Origin of the sequence: Corallococcus interemptor, from assembly GCF_003668875.1 — a bacterium.
Lineage (GTDB): Bacteria > Myxococcota > Myxococcia > Myxococcales > Myxococcaceae > Corallococcus > Corallococcus interemptor.
Genome location: NZ_RAWM01000113.1, coordinates 1 through 15,436 on the forward strand (window position 1 = coordinate 1; position 15,436 = coordinate 15,436).

The window sequence follows — 15,436 nt, forward strand, 5'->3', positions numbered from 1 at the left end:
CCCCCGCTCCCGCCGCCCCCACCTCCGAAGGCAGCGTCAGCCGCGAGGAGCTGGAGCAGCGCCTGGAGGCCACGCGGCAGGAGCTGCGCGAGGACATCCGCGCCCAGACCGCCACCCAGGCCGTGGCCAACAACGACTGGCAGGAGGAGTGGACGGAGGAGAAGCGCAAGCTGGAGCTGTTCACGCTCGACGGCTACCTGCGCGTGCGCCCCACGCTCTTCTACAAGTTCGACCTGGGGAAGCCCGCGCTGCCCTCCGGCACGCCCCTGGGCCGCCAGCTGTGGACGCGCTCGCCGCGCTCCGCCGCGGAGCAGACCCAGGCCGGCGCCAACATGCGCTTCCGCCTGGAGCCGTCCTTCAACGTCAGCGAGGACGTGCGCATCAAGGCGCAGGTGGACGCGCTGGACAACGTCCTCCTGGGCTCCAACCCGGACAGCGCCTACAGCGGGGATGGGCGCAACAACTTCACGCTCTTCTCGGAGAACCAGTCCCCGTCCAACTCCGCCGTCAACGCGTTCAAGGACTCCGTCATCGTGCGGCGCGCGTACGGTGAGGTGACGACGCCGGTGGGCATCCTGCGCTTCGGCCGCATGGGCAGCCACTGGGGCCTGGGCATGCTGCGCAACGACGGCAACTGCCTGGACTGCGACTACGGCGACACCGTGGACCGCATCCAGTTCGTCACGGAGCCGTTCGCCGGCTGGTACGTGACGCCCATGCTGGACTTCAACTCGGAAGGGTTGAGCACGGAGAAGGCCAACGCGCTGGGCGAGCCGGTGGACCTCACCCAGTCCGACGACGCGCACAGCCTGGTGCTGGCCATCGCGCGGCGCGACACCGACCAGCAGCAGAAGGCCAAGCTGGACAACAACCAGGGCGTCCTCAACTACGGCCTGTACTTCACGTACCGCACGCAGCGCTACGCGACCACGACGGAGACGGGCGTCCCCTTCCAGGACGCCAACCCCTCCATCCCCGTCACCACCACCGCGCCGGCGTTCGTCCCGCGCGGCGGAACGCTCTACATCCCGGACCTGTGGTTCAAGTACGAGGAGAAGCAGTTCCGCATCGAGGCGGAGTTCGCCGCGCAGCTGGGCACCATCGACGGGCGCGCGCTCACGGCCAGCGAGCCCACCACCCAGTCGCTGCGCGTGGCGCAGTTCGGCGGCGTGCTCCAGACGGAGTTCCACGTCATCCCGCAGAAGCTGCACCTGGGCATCGAGCTGGGCTTCGCGTCCGGTGACAAGGCGCCGGGCTTCGGCAACTACCCGGGCCGCCAGGGCACGGGCTCGGACGGCAACACCGCGCCGGGCGACGTGGAGGGCCGTCAGTACCGCTGCGACACCGGCGGCTGCAGCGACAACGCCATCCGCAACTTCCGCTTCAACCGCGACTACCGCGTGGACCTCATCCTGTGGCGGTCCATCCTCAACGGCGTGACGGACGCGTTCTACGTGAAGCCGGGCCTCAAGTACTCCATCGCGGAGGGCTTCGACGTCTTCGGCAGCGTCATCTACTCGCAGGCGTTCTACGCGGAGTCCACGCCGTCCTACCTGAGCAAGAGCCTGGGCCTGGAGGCGGACATCGGCGCGCGCTACATCACGGAGGACGGCTTCGTGGCGGGCATCGACTACGGCATCCTCTTCCCCCTGGACGGCTTGAAGGACATCGGAATCCCGGGCCAGGAGACGAGCACCGCGCACGCCATCCGCGGCACGCTGGCCATCCGGTTCTAGCCCATGCGCTCCACCTTCTTGCGGCTGTGCGCCGCCACCAGCCTGACGCTCGCGCTGGTGGCGTGCGGCATCAAGGGCAACCCCCGCGCGCCCCGGCCCGCGCCGCTGCCCGCGCCCACGCCGCAGACGGTGCCCGCGCAGCAGCCGCCTCGCGGGCCCATTGAGCCCTCCGGCCCCACGGTGCCGCCGTCCGCCGCGGACGCAGGGCTGCCGGAGTGAGCCCCTTCAGCCACAAGAAGGGCGTGCTGCACGCGGAAGCCGTGCCCCTGCCCGCCATCGCGGACGCGGTGGGCACGCCCACGTACGTCTACTCCACCGCCGCGCTCACGGAGCGCTTCCAGGCGGTGACGGAGGCGTTCCAGGGCCAGAAGCACCTCATCTGCTACTCGGTGAAGGCCAACTCCAACCTGGCCATCCTGGGCCTCTTCGCGAAGCAGGGCAGCGGCTTCGACATCGTGTCCGGCGGCGAGCTGGCGCGCGTGAAGCAGGCCGGCGGCGAACCTGGCAAGACGGTGTTCGCGGGCGTGGGCAAGACGCCGGACGAGATGGCCCAGGCGCTGTCGCAGGGCCTCCTGCTCTTCAACGTGGAGAGCGCCGAGGAGCTGGACGCGCTGGATGCCGTGGGGCGCAAGCTGGGCAAGCGCGCGCCGTTCGCCCTGCGCGTGAACCCGGACGTGGACGCGCGCACGCACCGCTACATCTCCACCGGCCTGAAGACGTCCAAGTTCGGTGTGCCCTTCGAGGAGGCCGTCGCCCTCTACGCGAAGGCGAAGAAGATGAAGGGGCTCAAGGCGCTGGGGCTGGACTGCCACATCGGCTCGCAGCTCACGCGCACCGCCCCCATGAAGGCCGCCATCACCAAGGTGGCGGACCTCTACTCCACGCTCAACACCCAGGGCCACGCGCTGGAGTACCTGGACGTGGGCGGCGGGCTGGGCATCACCTATTCGGACGAGACGCCGCCCAGCCCCCAGGAGTACGCGCGCACGGTGCTGAACGCGACGGAGGCCACCGGGGCCACGCTGCTCCTGGAGCCGGGGCGGGCGCTGGTGGGCAACGCGGGCGTGCTGCTCACGCGCGTGCTGTACCGCAAGCCCACCCAGGCGCGCACCTTCGTGGTGGTGGACGCGGGCATGAACGACCTGATGCGTCCGGCCCTCTACGAGGCGCACCACGACCTGCGGCCGGTGGTGAAGCGCCGCGGCCGGGACGTGGAGGTGGATGTCGTGGGGCCGGTGTGCGAATCCACCGACGTGCTCGCGCGCTCGCGTCCCCTGGTGCTGCCCCGCCAGGACGACCTGTACGCCTTCATGAGCGCCGGGGCTTACGGGATGAGCATGGCTTCCACCTACAACTCGCGGCCTCGGCCGGCGGAGGTGCTGGTGGACGGAGCGGCCTGGCGTGTCGTGCGTGAGCGCGAGCGCGTCGAGGACCTCTGGCGCGGCGAGCGGGCCTGAACGTATAAGCGCCGGCATGAAGACCTTCGAAGGCTCCATGACGGCGCTGGCCACCCCGTTTCTCAACGGTGCGCTGGACGAGGGGGCCTTCCGCGCCCTGGTCCGCTACCAGCTGGAGGGCGGCACGAACGTCCTCCTGCCCATGGGCACCACCGGCGAAGCGGTCACCATGGACGCGGATGAGCGCGCGCGCGCCATCGCCGTCGTCGTGGACGAGGTGAAGGGCCGCGTGCCGGTGGTGGCGGGCGCGGGCAGCAACAGCACGCGCGAAACCATTGAGTCCGTGCGCCGCGCGCGCGAGGTGGGCGCCGACGGCGCGCTCATCGTCACGCCCTACTACAACAAGCCCACGCAGGCGGGCCTGGTGGAGCACTACCGCGCCATCGCGAAGGCGCACCCCGGCTTCCCGCTCATCGCCTACAACGTGCCGGGCCGCACGGGCGTGGACCTGCTGCCGGAGACGGTGCTCCAGCTGTGTGACATCCCGGAGGTCGTGGCGCTGAAGGAGGCCACGGCCAACCTCATCCGCGCGGTGGACCTGGTGGAGAAGTGCGGCGACCGGATGACGCTTTTGTCCGGTGACGACTTCACGGTGCTGCCCTTCATCGCGTGCGGCGGCAAGGGCGTCATCTCCGTGTCCTCCAACGTCGCGCCCCGCATGATGGCGGACCTGGTGGCGGCGGCGCGGAGCAACGACCTCGCGAAGGCGCGCGGCCTCCAGGTGCGGATGAACGCGCTGCACCGGCTGCTCTTCGTGGAGTCCAACCCCATCCCCGTGAAGTGGGCGCTGCACCTGATGGGCATGTTCGGCCCTGAAATCCGGCTGCCGCTCGTGCAGATGGGCGAGGCGAACGCCGCGAAGCTGAAGGCCGAGCTGTCCGGCCTGGGCCTGTTGAAGGGCTGAAGAAGGGAAGGGAACACGCGCCATGACCCGCACCGTCATCACCGGCATCTCCGGCCGCATGGGCAGCACGCTGGTGCGCCTGGCGAAGGCCGCCAGCGACCTTGCGGTGGTGGGGGCCACGGTGCGCCCGGGCAGCCCGCTGTCGGGCCAGGACGCTGGGCTCGTGGCCCGGCTGGGCACGCCGCTGGACGTGCTGGCGCAGGACGACCTGGGCCGCGCGCTGGACGGCGCGAAGGCGGACGTCGTCGTGGACTTCACCGGGCCGGAGGCCACGCTGCACCACGCGAAGGTCTGCGCCGGGCGCGGCGTGGCGCTGGTGGTGGGCACCACGGGCTTCACGCCAGAGGGCCGCGCTCGGCTGGCGGAGCACGCGAAGCGGATCCCCATCGTCGCGGCGCCCAACATGTCCGTGGGCGTGAACCTGGTCATCCGCATGGCCGCGGAGCTGGCGCGCGTGCTGGGGCCGTCGTTCGACGTGGAGGTGCTGGAGGCGCACCACCGCATGAAGAAGGACGCGCCCAGCGGCACCGCGCTCAAGCTGGCGGAGGTGCTGGTGGACGCGCTGGGCCGCTCGAAGGACGACCTCACCTTCGCGCGCGAGGGGCAGACGGGCGCCCGGCCGCCGGGTGAGATTGGCGTGCAGGCGCTGCGCGGCGGGGACGTCGTCGGCGAGCACACGGTGTACTTCTTTGGCGAGGGCGAGCGCATCGAGCTCACCCACCGCGCGACGAACCGTGATCAGTTCGCGACAGGGGCGCTGAGGGCCGCGCGCTGGGTGGCGGGCCGCGCGCCGGGACTCTATGACATGGCCGACGTGCTCGGCCTCCAGGGGAAGACATGACCGCCCGTTACTGCCGCTTCCAGGTCGAGGGCCGTGCCAGCCATGGCCGCGTCGACGGCAACGAGGTGGTGGTGCTCACCGCCGCGCCGTGGGCCGGCGGCAAGGAGACCGGCCTGCGCCGCTCGCTCCAGGGGCTCACGCTGCTCACGCCGTCGGACGCGTCCAAGGTCGTCTGCATCGGCCAGAACTACCGCAAGCACGCGGAGGAGATGGGCAAGCCCATCCCCACCGAACCGCTCATCTTCACCAAGCCCTCCACCGCGCTCAACGGCCCGGGCTCTCCCATCCGCCTCCCCAAGGCGAGCCAGGAGGTGCACTACGAAGCGGAGCTGGCGCTGGTGATTGGCGAGCGGCTGAAGAACGCGGACGAGGCCACCGCCGCGCGCGCCATCTGGGGGCTCACCGCCTTCAACGACGTCACCGCGCGCGACATCCAGCGGAAGGAAATCCAGCACACCCGCGCCAAGGGCTACGACACCTTCGCGTGCGCGGGCCCCTGGGCCGTGACGGGCCTGTCCCCCGCGGACCTGCGGGTGGTGTGCCGGGTGAACGGACAGGTGCGCCAGGATGGCCGCACGTCCGACATGGTGTTCAGCCCCGCCCGCCTGGTCTCCTTCATCTCCCACATCATGACCCTGCTGCCCGGCGACCTGGTGAGCACGGGCACTCCGTCCGGCGTGGGCGCGCTGAAGGCCGGGGACACGGTGGAGGTGGAGCTGGAGGGAATCGGAACCCTGGTGAACCCGGTTGAGATGGAGCCTTGAGCGCTACCGTCTATGTAGGACTGGGTTCCAATGAGGGCGACCGCGAGTCTCACCTCGTGGCCGCCCTTGCCGCGATGTCGTGCATCGACGCGGTGTCGGTGCTGGGTTGTTCCTCCCTCTATGATTCGGCCCCGGTGGGGCCCGCGCAGCCGCGCTTCCTCAACGCCGTGGTGGCGCTGGAGTGCGACCTGACGCCGCAGCGCCTGCTGTGCATCCTCCAGCGGATTGAACAGGACCTGGGCCGCCGCCGCACGCAGCGCTGGGGCCCGCGCACCATCGACCTGGACATCCTCCTGTGGGACGAGGAGGACCACTGCGTCGTCGCGGACGCGAACCTCCAGGTGCCCCACCTCGAACTGCACAAGCGCCGCTTCGCGCTGGAGCCCCTGTCGGAGCTGGCTCCCCACGTCCGCCACCCGGTGCTGGGCGTGACGGTGCAGGAGTTGCTGACGAAGCTCGCCCCCCAGGACGTCCGCAAGCGCGAGGCCCTCTTCTGGCCCGACATGGGCGCCCGTTTCCCCGTCCACGAACTATGAGCCTGTCCCTCGTCCTGGCCACGACCGCGCTGCTCGCGGCCGAGCCCACCTCCCTGCCTCCCGGCCACCCCACGATTCCGCCCGGCACCCAGGCGTCGCCTACCGGAACGGGCTCCAATGCCTCCACCGGCGCGCTGCCCCCCGGCCACCCGACGATGCCCGCGGGCTCCCCCGTGGCGCCGGGCACGCCGCTGCCGTCGGGCCACCCCACGGTGGACACCAACAAGCTGCCGCCCTCCGCCGAGGAGCTGATGAAGCAGCTCGACTTGTCGGAAGGACTGCGCGAGCGGGAGAAGACCTTCGAGATCGCCTCGTCGCTGGGCCGGCTCTATTACATGAACGGCCGCAACGCGGACGCGCTGTCCTTCCTGGGCCAGGCGCAGGCCAAGGCGGACGGCGTGCGCTCGCTGTTCCTCGCGTCCCGGAAGAAGCTGGGCAAGGCCGCCGTGCCCACCGCGGAGGCCGCGAACTGCGGCTTCACGCCGGGCCAGCCGCTGGACGCGATGGAGGCCGTGGCGCAGGCCCGCGCGAAGTCCGGGGACACCGCGGGCGCCGCCGCGTGCGCGCTCGCGGCGCTGGTCCCCGCGCTGGACGTGGACGTGCTGCGCGGCAACGCGCTGTACCTGGGCGGTGACAGCGTCAGCGCGCTGAAGGCGTACGCGCGAGTGCTGGAGGTGGAGCCCCGTCACGAGGAGGCGCTCTATGCCCACTCGTCGCTGCTCTTCGAGATGAAGGGCGAGGACCTCCAGGCCCTGAAGACGGCGCGCGAGGGCTTCGACGCGCTGGTGACGTCGCACCCGGGTTCCCAGCGCGCGGCGATGGCCCGCGAGCTGAGCGTGCGCATCGAGGAGACGGTGAAGGCGGGCGGCCGCAAGAAGTGGCTCGCGTCTCGCGCCGAAGACCGCAAGGTGCGCCTGTCCCAGTCCCCCGCGCAGGCCGCCGCGATGCCGCCGGACGCGCCGCGCCCGCTGACGCCGGAGATGGTGGACGCGGTGAAGAACACCGAGCGCACGCCGGAGCTGGAGGCGGGCCTCACCAGGCTGGTGGAGGAGGGCGAGGAGCACCTGGCGCGCGGACGCTTCCAGGAGGCCCTGGCCAACTACACCCGCGTGGTGCCCTTCCAGCCGGAGAACGGCCGCGCCAAGGCGGGCATGGCCTGGGCGCTGGTCGGCCTGGGCCGCCCCATGGGCGCGCGCGTGTGGAGCGTGGCGCTCCAGTCGGACGCGGGCGCGGTGGAGAAGTTGGGCGACACGCTGCTCGCCAAGGGCGACGCCAAGGGCGCCAAGGCCCTCTGGGAGAAGCTGGCCCAGGACGTGCCCAACTACCCGAACAAGGCCGCGCTCCAGGCGAAGCTGTCCCAGTAGCGCACGGAGCCGCTACACGAACTTCGCCGCCAGCAGGTCCTGGACGTCGAGCAGGCCCACCGCCCGGCCCTCGACGTCCACCACGGGCAGCTGGTCCACCTTCAGCTCGCGCATCTGCGCGGCGGCGGTGAGCACCAGCGTGTCCGGGGTGATGCAGCGCGGGCGCTTGCCCATCACCTCGCGCACCGGCACCTCGAAGTCGGTGTGGCCCCTCTCCACCAGACGGCGCAGGTCCCCGTCCGTGAAGATGCCCTCCAGCTTCCCGTCGCGGTCCACCACGCACGCGGCGCCCGGCCGGCCCGGCGTGTTGGTCATCACCACCACCGCCAGGGACAGCCTCGCGGTGTCCAGCACCAGCGGGTTCGCGGGCCCCGTGCGCATCAACTCGAAGACGCGCAGCACGGAGCGCCCCAGCTTCCCGCCCGGGTGCAACAGCGCGTAGTCGTCCCGCCCGAAGGGGCGGCTTCGCAGGAGCGTCATGGCCAGCGCGTCGCCCACGGCGTGCAGCGCGGCGGTGGACGCGGTGGGGACCAGGCCCATGGGGCAGGCCTCCTCGATGCGGCCGATGTCCAGCACCACCTCCGCGCCCTTCGCGAGCGGGCTGTCCGCGTCCCCGGTGAGCGCCACCACCGGCGTGCCCATGCGCTTGAAGAGGGGCAACAGGCGGAGCAGCTCCTCCGTGCTGCCGCTGTTGGACAGCGCGAGGATGACGTCGCCTGGGCCCACGCGGCCCAGGTCGCCGTGCACGGCCTCCGCGGGGTGGAGGAACACGGAGCGGATGCCGGTGGACGCCAGCGTGGAGGACAGCTTCTGGCCGATGTGGCCCGCCTTCCCCATGCCCGTCACCACCACCTGGCCCGGGCAGTCGCGCACGAGCTTCAGCGCGCGCAGGAACGCGTCCCCCAGCCGGTCCGTGACGCCGAGAATCGCTCGGGCCTCCGCCTCCAGCACGCCGCGCGCGTAGGTGAGCGCGGCCTCGTCGTCGGCGTCGCGGCGAACGGGGGCGGGGGTGGACGCGCGGCCGGGGAGGGCGCGCAGGCGGGGCTGCTTCTTGGCGGTGGAGCGGGGAGCGCGGGCCATGGCTGGGCGCTACCTCTACTCCAGCCTCCGCATGGGCGGCCATCCTTGACGCATGGGGGGGCCTGGGCTACGGCCTGCCCGCCCGGCCGCCCGTGGCCGGAAAAACCCAAGGGGACGGCATGAAGTTCTTCATCGACAGCGCGGACGTCGGCGAAATCCGCAAGGCCCACGAGATGGGCTGCGTGGACGGCGTCACCACCAACCCGTCACTGCTGGCCAAGGTCGGCCGCGGGCTGGACGAGACCATCCGCGAGATCTGCTCCATCGTGGACGGTCCCATCAGCGCCGAGTGCGTCTCGCTGGAGGCCCCGGACCTCATCAAGGAAGGCAAGGAGCTGGCGAAGATCCACGACAACGTCGTCGTGAAGATCCCCATGGGCGTGGAGGGCATGAAGGCCGTCAAGGCGCTCACCGCCGAGGGCATCCGCACCAACGTCACCCTCTGCTTCTCCGCCAACCAGGCCCTGCTGTGCGCCAAGGCCGGCGCCACGTACGTGTCGCCCTTCGTGGGCCGGCTGGATGACATCTCCCAGGACGGCATGGAGCTCATCGCCCACATCCTGGAGATCTACCAGAACTACGACTTCACCACGCAGGTGCTGGTGGCCAGCGTGCGCAACCCCGTCCACGTCCTCCAGGCCGCGCGCCTGGGCGCGGACGTCGCCACGCTGCCCTTCAACGTCATCACCCAGCTGGCCAACCACCCGCTGACCGACGCGGGCATCAAGAAGTTCCTCCAGGACTGGGAGAAGGTCCCCAAGCAGGGCAAGCCCGCCGGGAAGTAACCGCCCGGCTGCTCCCCTCGCCGTTCCGGTGTGCCTGGAACGACGGGGGGGCCCTCGCGGGGGCTGGCGCCAGGACGGCGGGAGCGGTATGGCAGGAGGAGCGGATTGATATTTGAATCAACCCTTCCGGAGCCCCGCCCATGGACTTCCAGCTCAGCGAAAACCAGCGCGCCTTGCAGGATGCCGCGCGCAAGTACGCCCGTGACGTGGTGCGCCCCAAGGCCCCGCACTACGACGAGACCTCCGACTTCCCCAAGGACCTCATCTCCGCGGCCTTCGAGCTGGGCCTGCTGAACATGGCCATCCCGTCCGAGTACAACGGCGTGGGCCTGACGCACCTGGAGCAGGTCATCGTGTGCGAGGAGCTGGCGTGGGGCTGCGCGGGCGTGGCCACGTCCCTCATCGCCAACGACCTGGCCAACCTGCCCATCATCCTCCACGGCACGGACGACCAGAAGAAGCGCCTGCTGGCCCCCTTCGGGGAGAAGCTCAAGCTCAGCTGCTTCTGCCTCACGGAGCCCTCCGCGGGCTCCGACGTGGCGGCCATGGGCACCACCGCGCGCCGCGAGGGTGACGAGTACGTCCTCAACGGCAGCAAGTGCTTCATCACCAACGCCGGCTACGCGGACCAGTTCACCGTGTTCGCCACGCTGGACAAGGGCAAGAAGCACAAGGGCATCACCTGCTTCGTCGTGGAGGGCCGTCCGCAGGGGCTCACCACCGGCAAGCACGAGAACAAGATGGGCCAGCGCGCCAGCAACACCACCACCGTCACGTTCGACGAGGTGCGCGTCCCCGTCGCCAACCGCATCGGCGAGGAGGGCGAGGGCTTCAAGATCGCCATGGCCACGCTGGACAACAGCCGCCCGCTGACGGCGAGCATCTCCATTGGCATCGCCCGCGCGGCGCTGGAGCACTCGCTGGAGTACTCGGCGCAGCGCCACACGATGGGCAAGCCCATCCGCGAGCACCAGGCCGTCCAGTTCATGCTGGCGGAGATGGCCATGAACACCCACGCCGCGCGCCTGCTCACCTACGAGAGCGCGCAGGTGCTGGACGAAGGACAGCGCAACACCCTCCAGTCCAGCTATGCGAAGTGCTTCGCCGCGGACATGGCCATGAAGGTCGCCACGGACGCCGTGCAGGTGTTCGGCGGCTACGGCTACATGAAGGAATACCCCGTGGAGAAGCTGATGCGCGACGCCAAGCTCATCCAGGTCTACGAGGGCACGAGCCAGGTGCAGCGCCTGGTCATCGCGAAGGAACTGTTCAGGTAGAAAAGCAAAACTGTGCCCGGCGGGGCTTTCCCGTTGCCGCCGCCGTGTGCGGATGTCTATTACTCCGGCCCTGATGCGCGACGCGTCAAGCGCCCTGATTTCCAAACCTCCCCACTGAGGAGAAGCCCGCCGTGAAGATTCTTGTCACCGCCAAGCGCGTGGAAGATCCCGAGTCGAAGATCAAGGTGAAGCCGGACGGCTCGGACATCGTGAAGGAGGGGTTGAAGTACAAGATCAACCCCTTCGATGAAATCGGCGTGGAAGAGGGCCTGCGCCTCGCGGCGAAGCACACCGGCGAGGTGGTGGTGGTCTCCATCGGCGGCAAGGAGGTGCAGGAGCAGCTGCGCCACGCGCTGGCCATGGGCGCCAACCGCGCCATCTGGGTGAACCACACGGGCCCGCTGGATCAGCTGGGCATCGCGGAGCTGCTCCAGAAGGTCGCGGAGAAGGAGAAGCCGGACATCGTCCTGCTGGGCAAGCAGTCCATCGACGACGACCAGAACCAGGTGGGCCAGTACCTGGCGGAGTTCCTGGGCTGGGGCCAGGCCACGTTCGCCTCCAAGGTGGAGTCGCTGGAGAGCGACCAGGAGAAGAACAAGGTCCCGGCGGTGGTGCTGTCCGCGGACAAGAAGAGCGTCCAGGTGGTGCGTGAAGTGGACAACGGGCTGGCGACCCTGGAGGTCCAGCTGCCCGCCATCGTCACCACGGACCTGCGCCTGAACCAGCCGCGCTACGCCAGCCTCCCGGGCATCATGAAGGCGAAGAGCAAGCCCATCGAGGAGCTGACCCCGGCGGGCCTGGGCGTGGACGTGGCCCCGAAGATCCAGGTGCTGAAGCTGGCGTCGCCTCCGCCGCGCAAGGCGGGCATCAAGGTGCCGGACGTGGCCACCCTGGTGGAGAAGCTCCACAACGAGGCGAAGGTCGTCTGACCGCCGCTGCCAACCCTTCCAACGATTCCGGAGACAGACACACCATGTCCATCGTCCTCATCGTCGCCGAGCAGCAGCCGGACGGGAACCTGCGCAAGGCCTCCCTGAACGCCATCGCCGCAGGCAAGCAGCTGGCCGACAAGGCCGGCGCCGAGCTGCACCTCGTCCTTCTTTCCAAGGACCCGTCCAAGCTGGCGGAGGAGCTCAAGGGCTCCGGCGCCAAGGCCATCCACACCGCCGCCGCTCCCGAGTTCGAGCACTATCTAGCGGAGGTCTACGCCCCCGTCATCGCGGGCCTGGCGCAGGAGCTGAAGGCCACCTTCGTGGGCGCGGCCTCCACGGCGCAGGGCAAGGACCTGCTGCCGCGCGTCGCCGCCCGGCTGAAGGCCGCCATGGCCACCGACATCACCGCCATCAACGGCAGTGGCGCGGACATCACCTTCACCCGCCCCATGTGGGCCGGCAACGTGTTCGCCGAGGTGAAGCTGTCCACGCCGGTGCAGGTCATCAGCATCCGCGCCACGGAGTTCAGCGCGGCGGAAGGCGCGGGCGGGTCCGCGGAGGTGAAGTCCTTCCAGCCGAAGCTGGAGGCCTCCAAGACGAAGTTCGTGTCCTTCAACGAGGTGAAGAGCGCCCGTCCGGAGCTCACCGAGGCCAGCGTGGTGGTCTCCGGTGGCCGCGGCACCAAGGGTGACTTCAAGGAAGTGGAAGCGCTGGCGGACCTGCTGGGCGCCGCGGTGGGCGCGTCCCGCGCGGTGTGCGACGCGGGTTGGGTTCCCAACGACCTGCAGGTCGGTCAGACGGGCAAGGTCGTCGCGCCCAAGCTGTACATCGCCGCGGGCATCAGCGGCGCCATCCAGCACCTGGCCGGCATGAAGTCCTCGAAGACCATCGTCGCCATCAACAAGGATCCGGAGGCGCCCATCTTCCAGGTGGCCGACTACGGCCTCGTGGACGACCTCTTCAAGGTCCTGCCCGCCCTGCGCGAGGGCATCCAGAAGCTGAAGTAGTCCGCTTCTGACCGTCGTACCCGAGGGGCGCGTCACCGGATTCTTCCGGGGCGCGCCCTTCGTCACGTCTACAGCTCGATGTCGTGGTCGCCGCCGGGCTTCTTCTGGGCGGGCGGCTCGGAGGGCTCGGGCTCCAGCTCGTGGGGCACCTCCTCGTCCGGGACTCCTTCGGAGGGCGTGTCCTCCGTGTCGAGCAGGTCGATGCGCTGTCCGTCCTGCACCTGGACGTAGAGGGTGCGGAAGGTCCACGCCTCGCCGTTCTTGTCCGCCACGGCGTGCAGGGTGCCGTCCGCCTTGGGGCCATCCAGCGGGACGACGAACTCCGCGTGGGTGCGGCCGTTGACGCTGCTCACGGACGTGTTGCTGGGGAAGCCCGCCTTGAAGGTGCCGCCCAGCGCCTTCTGCACGTGCGGATCCTCCTGGGCCTCCGTGATGGCGTCCGTGTACGCGCCCATGTCCTTGAAGGACGAGTAGCCCCAGCCCACGGCGATGGCCGCGAAGCAGAAGCACGAGCCCACCATCCCCAGGCAGCCCACGGGCACCGCCCACTTCCAGTTGCGGTTCCACCATCCCTGGCGGGGGACGGGGGCGTAGTCACCCTCGGGACTCGTCTGCGGCGGCATGGGCCCTCCTGGCCTGGACCTGGGGCCGTGTCATAGCCGGTTCCGGACGAAGCGGAAGCAGGGCCTGCACCCGGGGCGGGTTTCGGGGGCGCCTTCATGACAGAGTGGGCGCCATGCCCTCTGGTGGCGTCTCGACGGCCGAGCTCGCGGACCTGCTTGCGGCGCTGCCCTTCGGCCACCGGCTGTGGGTGCGCGGCATGGGGCGGTGTCTCTACCCGCTGTTGCGCAGCGGGGACGCGGTGCGGCTCTTGCGCTGCGGACCGGAGCGGCTGGCGCGCGGGGACGTGGCGCTGGTGCGGCACGGGCCCAGGCTGGCCGCGCAGGTGGTGCTCTCCACCCAGCCCTGGGTGACGGAGTCGCTGCTGGGTGGCACGCCCGTGGCGGGCGGGGAATTGGTGGGGCGCATCATCGCGCTCAAGCGCGGGCGCTGGGTGATGCGGCTGCCCCGGCCCACCCGGCCGGCCCTGTTCCTCCTGCAGCGCACCCTGTCCGGCGTGTGGACGAAGCCCGGGTCCCGGGCGGTGTTCCGCCACCTGCGCGACCTGTTCTCCGGGTGGACGAAGCCCATCCGCCGCCAGTTCGTGGGCCCGCTGGAAATCCGGCTGGTGCGCCCGGACGACCTGGACGCGCTGCTCGCCTTCGCCACCGAGCGGCTGGTGGTGTCCGGCACCTTCCTGCGCCGGCAATTGCGCGACCGCTGGGGCCTGGCTCCGGAGCGGCGCGTGGGGGCGGCGGCGGGCGCCTTCGACGCGCAGGGGCACCTGCTCGGCTTCGCCTGGGCGGATGACTACCACCAGGAGGGGCTGGCGCTGGACGGCTTCTGGGTGCGCTCGCTGGTGGTGTCCCCGAAGGTGCGGCGCATGGGCGTGGCCACCGCCCTGGTGCGGTGCCTGGTGGAGGAGATGTCCCGGCAGGGCGCGGACCGGCTCCAAGCGGACATCGACGAGGACAACACCGCTTCCCTGCGCACCTTCTCCGGCCTGGGGTTCCGCCCGGCGCCCCAGGCGCTGACGGACGCCACCAACCAGCAGTGGGACGCGGCCGGGGGCAGCAAGCGGCTGGTCGTGCTGGTGCGCCCACTTCCGGGCTGACGCCGGGCCTGGGGGTTGCGCACGTGTTGGGGCTGGGCCAAAGGGCAGGGCGTCCTGCTTCATGGCGTGGGCAGGGAAGGGTGGAGCCGGTGTCTGAAGGGCCTGAGGGTGCGCGGTGGAAGGCGGACGGGGCGCTGCTGCTCCTCACCGTCTTCTGGGGGTTGACGTTCGTGGTGGTGAAGGACGCGCTCGCGTTCGCGGATCCGTTCACCTTCCTCACCTTGCGCTTCATCGTGGGCGCGGCGGTGCTGGCGGCCATCGCGCGCGGGCGGATGCTCGCGCCCGGCATCGTGCCCAAGGGGCTCTTGCTGGCGACGGTGCTCTTCGTGTGCTTCGCGCTCCAGACGGTGGGGCTCCAGACGACCACGCCGTCGCGCGCGGCGTTCCTCACCGGGCTGAACGTCCTCTTCGTTCCGCTGTTGTCCGTGGTGCTGCTGCGGCGCCTGCCCCGGTGGGGCACCTCCGTGGGCGTGGTGCTGGCGGCGGTGGGCTTGTACTGGCTGACGCGGCCCACCGGCGGTGAGACCCTGCCCGGGGACACCGGCGGGCTGCACCTGGGGGACTGGCTGTCCATTGGCTGCGCGCTGGCGTACGCGGGGCACATCCTGCTCACGGAGCGCTTCGCGTCGAAGGACAACGCGCTGGGCCTGGTGGCGGTGCAGCTGGTGGGCGTGGCGGTGCTGTCCGCGCTGTGCCTGCCCTTCGTGGAGCGCAAGCTGGAGTGGAGCCAGCCGCTGGTGGTGGCGGTGCTCACGTGCGGCGTGCTCGCGAGCGCGGTGGCCATCCTCGTCCAGACGTGGGGCCAGGCGCGCACGAGCGCGGTGCGCGCGGCGCTCATCTTCGCCATGGAGCCGGTGTTCGCCTCCGTCTACTCCGTCGCGGTGGGCCGCGAGGTGCTGGGCATGAAGGAGTGGCTGGGCGGCGCGCTCATCGTCGTGGGCGTCTTCGCGTCGGAGCTGGGCACGGTGGTGTGGGACGGATGGCGGGCACGGGGCCGCACGCCCGCTGCCTGAGCATGCGGCGCCTGCGGTGGGATGCC

General features: G+C 70.6%; 16 protein-coding genes. 14 read left to right on the forward strand and 2 right to left on the reverse strand.

The genetic code is table 11. The features are described from left to right. From D7X96_RS29755 to D7X96_RS29790, 8 genes are all read left to right on the forward strand, one after another. The coding region (locus D7X96_RS29755) for a TIGR04551 family protein (RefSeq protein ID WP_121771302.1) at positions 1–1,736 on the forward strand (1,736 nt) is incomplete at its 5' end. A 3-nt stretch (positions 1,737–1,739) separates the two neighbouring features. Further along, positions 1,740–1,955 (forward strand): hypothetical protein, encoded by a 216-nt coding sequence (locus D7X96_RS29760; protein WP_121725206.1) that lies wholly within the window; start codon positions 1,740–1,742, stop codon positions 1,953–1,955. Beyond that, a complete protein-coding gene (gene lysA / locus D7X96_RS29765) occupies positions 1,952–3,193 on the forward strand; it encodes a diaminopimelate decarboxylase (protein WP_120551120.1) in 1,242 nt (413 codons plus the stop codon). Before D7X96_RS29760 ends, lysA begins: the two co-directional genes overlap by 4 nt. 16 nt (positions 3,194–3,209) lie before the next feature. Further along, positions 3,210–4,097 (forward strand): 4-hydroxy-tetrahydrodipicolinate synthase, encoded by an 888-nt coding sequence (dapA, locus tag D7X96_RS29770; protein WP_120551121.1) that lies wholly within the window; start codon positions 3,210–3,212, stop codon positions 4,095–4,097. A gap of 22 nt (positions 4,098–4,119) precedes the next feature. Then, positions 4,120–4,938: a 4-hydroxy-tetrahydrodipicolinate reductase gene (dapB, locus tag D7X96_RS29775; RefSeq protein ID WP_120551122.1), complete on the forward strand. Its 819-nt coding sequence runs from the start codon at positions 4,120–4,122 to the stop codon at positions 4,936–4,938. Further along, complete coding sequence (locus D7X96_RS29780; RefSeq protein WP_120551123.1) at positions 4,935–5,702, forward strand: fumarylacetoacetate hydrolase family protein; 768 nt, start codon at positions 4,935–4,937, stop codon at positions 5,700–5,702. Before dapB ends, D7X96_RS29780 begins: the two co-directional genes overlap by 4 nt. Then, positions 5,699–6,238 carry a 2-amino-4-hydroxy-6-hydroxymethyldihydropteridine diphosphokinase gene (gene folK / locus D7X96_RS29785; protein WP_120551124.1) on the forward strand — a complete coding sequence of 180 codons (540 nt, stop codon included), beginning with the start codon at positions 5,699–5,701 and terminating at the stop codon, positions 6,236–6,238. The genes D7X96_RS29780 and folK overlap by 4 nt, the downstream gene beginning before the upstream one ends. After that, on the forward strand, positions 6,235–7,602 hold the full coding sequence (locus D7X96_RS29790) for a tetratricopeptide repeat protein (protein ID WP_121771303.1): 1,368 nt from the start codon (positions 6,235–6,237) through the stop codon (positions 7,600–7,602). The genes folK and D7X96_RS29790 overlap by 4 nt, the downstream gene beginning before the upstream one ends. Before the next feature lie 12 nt (positions 7,603–7,614). Here D7X96_RS29790 and D7X96_RS29795 read toward each other — a convergent pair whose 3' ends face one another. After that, positions 7,615–8,682: a KpsF/GutQ family sugar-phosphate isomerase gene (locus tag D7X96_RS29795; RefSeq protein WP_121771304.1), complete on the reverse strand. Its 1,068-nt coding sequence runs from the start codon at positions 8,680–8,682 to the stop codon at positions 7,615–7,617. Positions 8,683–8,801: 119 nt separating this feature from the next. Here D7X96_RS29795 and fsa point away from each other — a divergent pair, with 119 nt between their 5' ends. The 4 genes from fsa to D7X96_RS29815 all read left to right on the forward strand — a co-directional run bounded on the left by fsa (position 8,802) and on the right by D7X96_RS29815 (position 12,683). Continuing rightward, complete coding sequence (gene fsa, locus D7X96_RS29800) at positions 8,802–9,467, forward strand: fructose-6-phosphate aldolase (RefSeq protein WP_120551127.1); 666 nt, start codon at positions 8,802–8,804, stop codon at positions 9,465–9,467. Positions 9,468–9,607: 140 nt separating this feature from the next. Beyond that, positions 9,608–10,744, forward strand: a complete 1,137-nt coding sequence (locus D7X96_RS29805) for an acyl-CoA dehydrogenase family protein (protein WP_120551128.1) — start codon at positions 9,608–9,610, stop codon at positions 10,742–10,744. A 131-nt stretch (positions 10,745–10,875) separates the two neighbouring features. Next, a complete protein-coding gene (locus tag D7X96_RS29810; RefSeq protein ID WP_121771305.1) occupies positions 10,876–11,673 on the forward strand; it encodes an electron transfer flavoprotein subunit beta/FixA family protein in 798 nt (265 codons plus the stop codon). A gap of 44 nt (positions 11,674–11,717) precedes the next feature. Continuing rightward, complete coding sequence (locus D7X96_RS29815) at positions 11,718–12,683, forward strand: electron transfer flavoprotein subunit alpha/FixB family protein (RefSeq protein WP_120551130.1); 966 nt, start codon at positions 11,718–11,720, stop codon at positions 12,681–12,683. A gap of 68 nt (positions 12,684–12,751) precedes the next feature. Here the strand turns inward: D7X96_RS29815 and D7X96_RS29820 are convergent, their stop codons facing one another. Continuing rightward, entirely contained in the window at positions 12,752–13,306 is a 555-nt protein-coding gene (locus tag D7X96_RS29820) for a cytochrome c oxidase assembly factor Coa1 family protein (RefSeq protein WP_121724690.1), read from the reverse strand. Between the two features lie 113 nt (positions 13,307–13,419). On the opposite strand from D7X96_RS29820, the gene D7X96_RS29825 reads away from it, so the two are divergent. After that, a complete protein-coding gene (locus tag D7X96_RS29825; RefSeq protein WP_121724691.1) occupies positions 13,420–14,397 on the forward strand; it encodes a GNAT family N-acetyltransferase in 978 nt (325 codons plus the stop codon). An 89-nt stretch (positions 14,398–14,486) separates the two neighbouring features. After that, positions 14,487–15,410, forward strand: coding sequence for a DMT family transporter (locus D7X96_RS29830; protein WP_233610119.1), 924 nt, complete (start codon positions 14,487–14,489; stop codon positions 15,408–15,410). Positions 15,411–15,436: the final 26 nt, after the last annotated feature.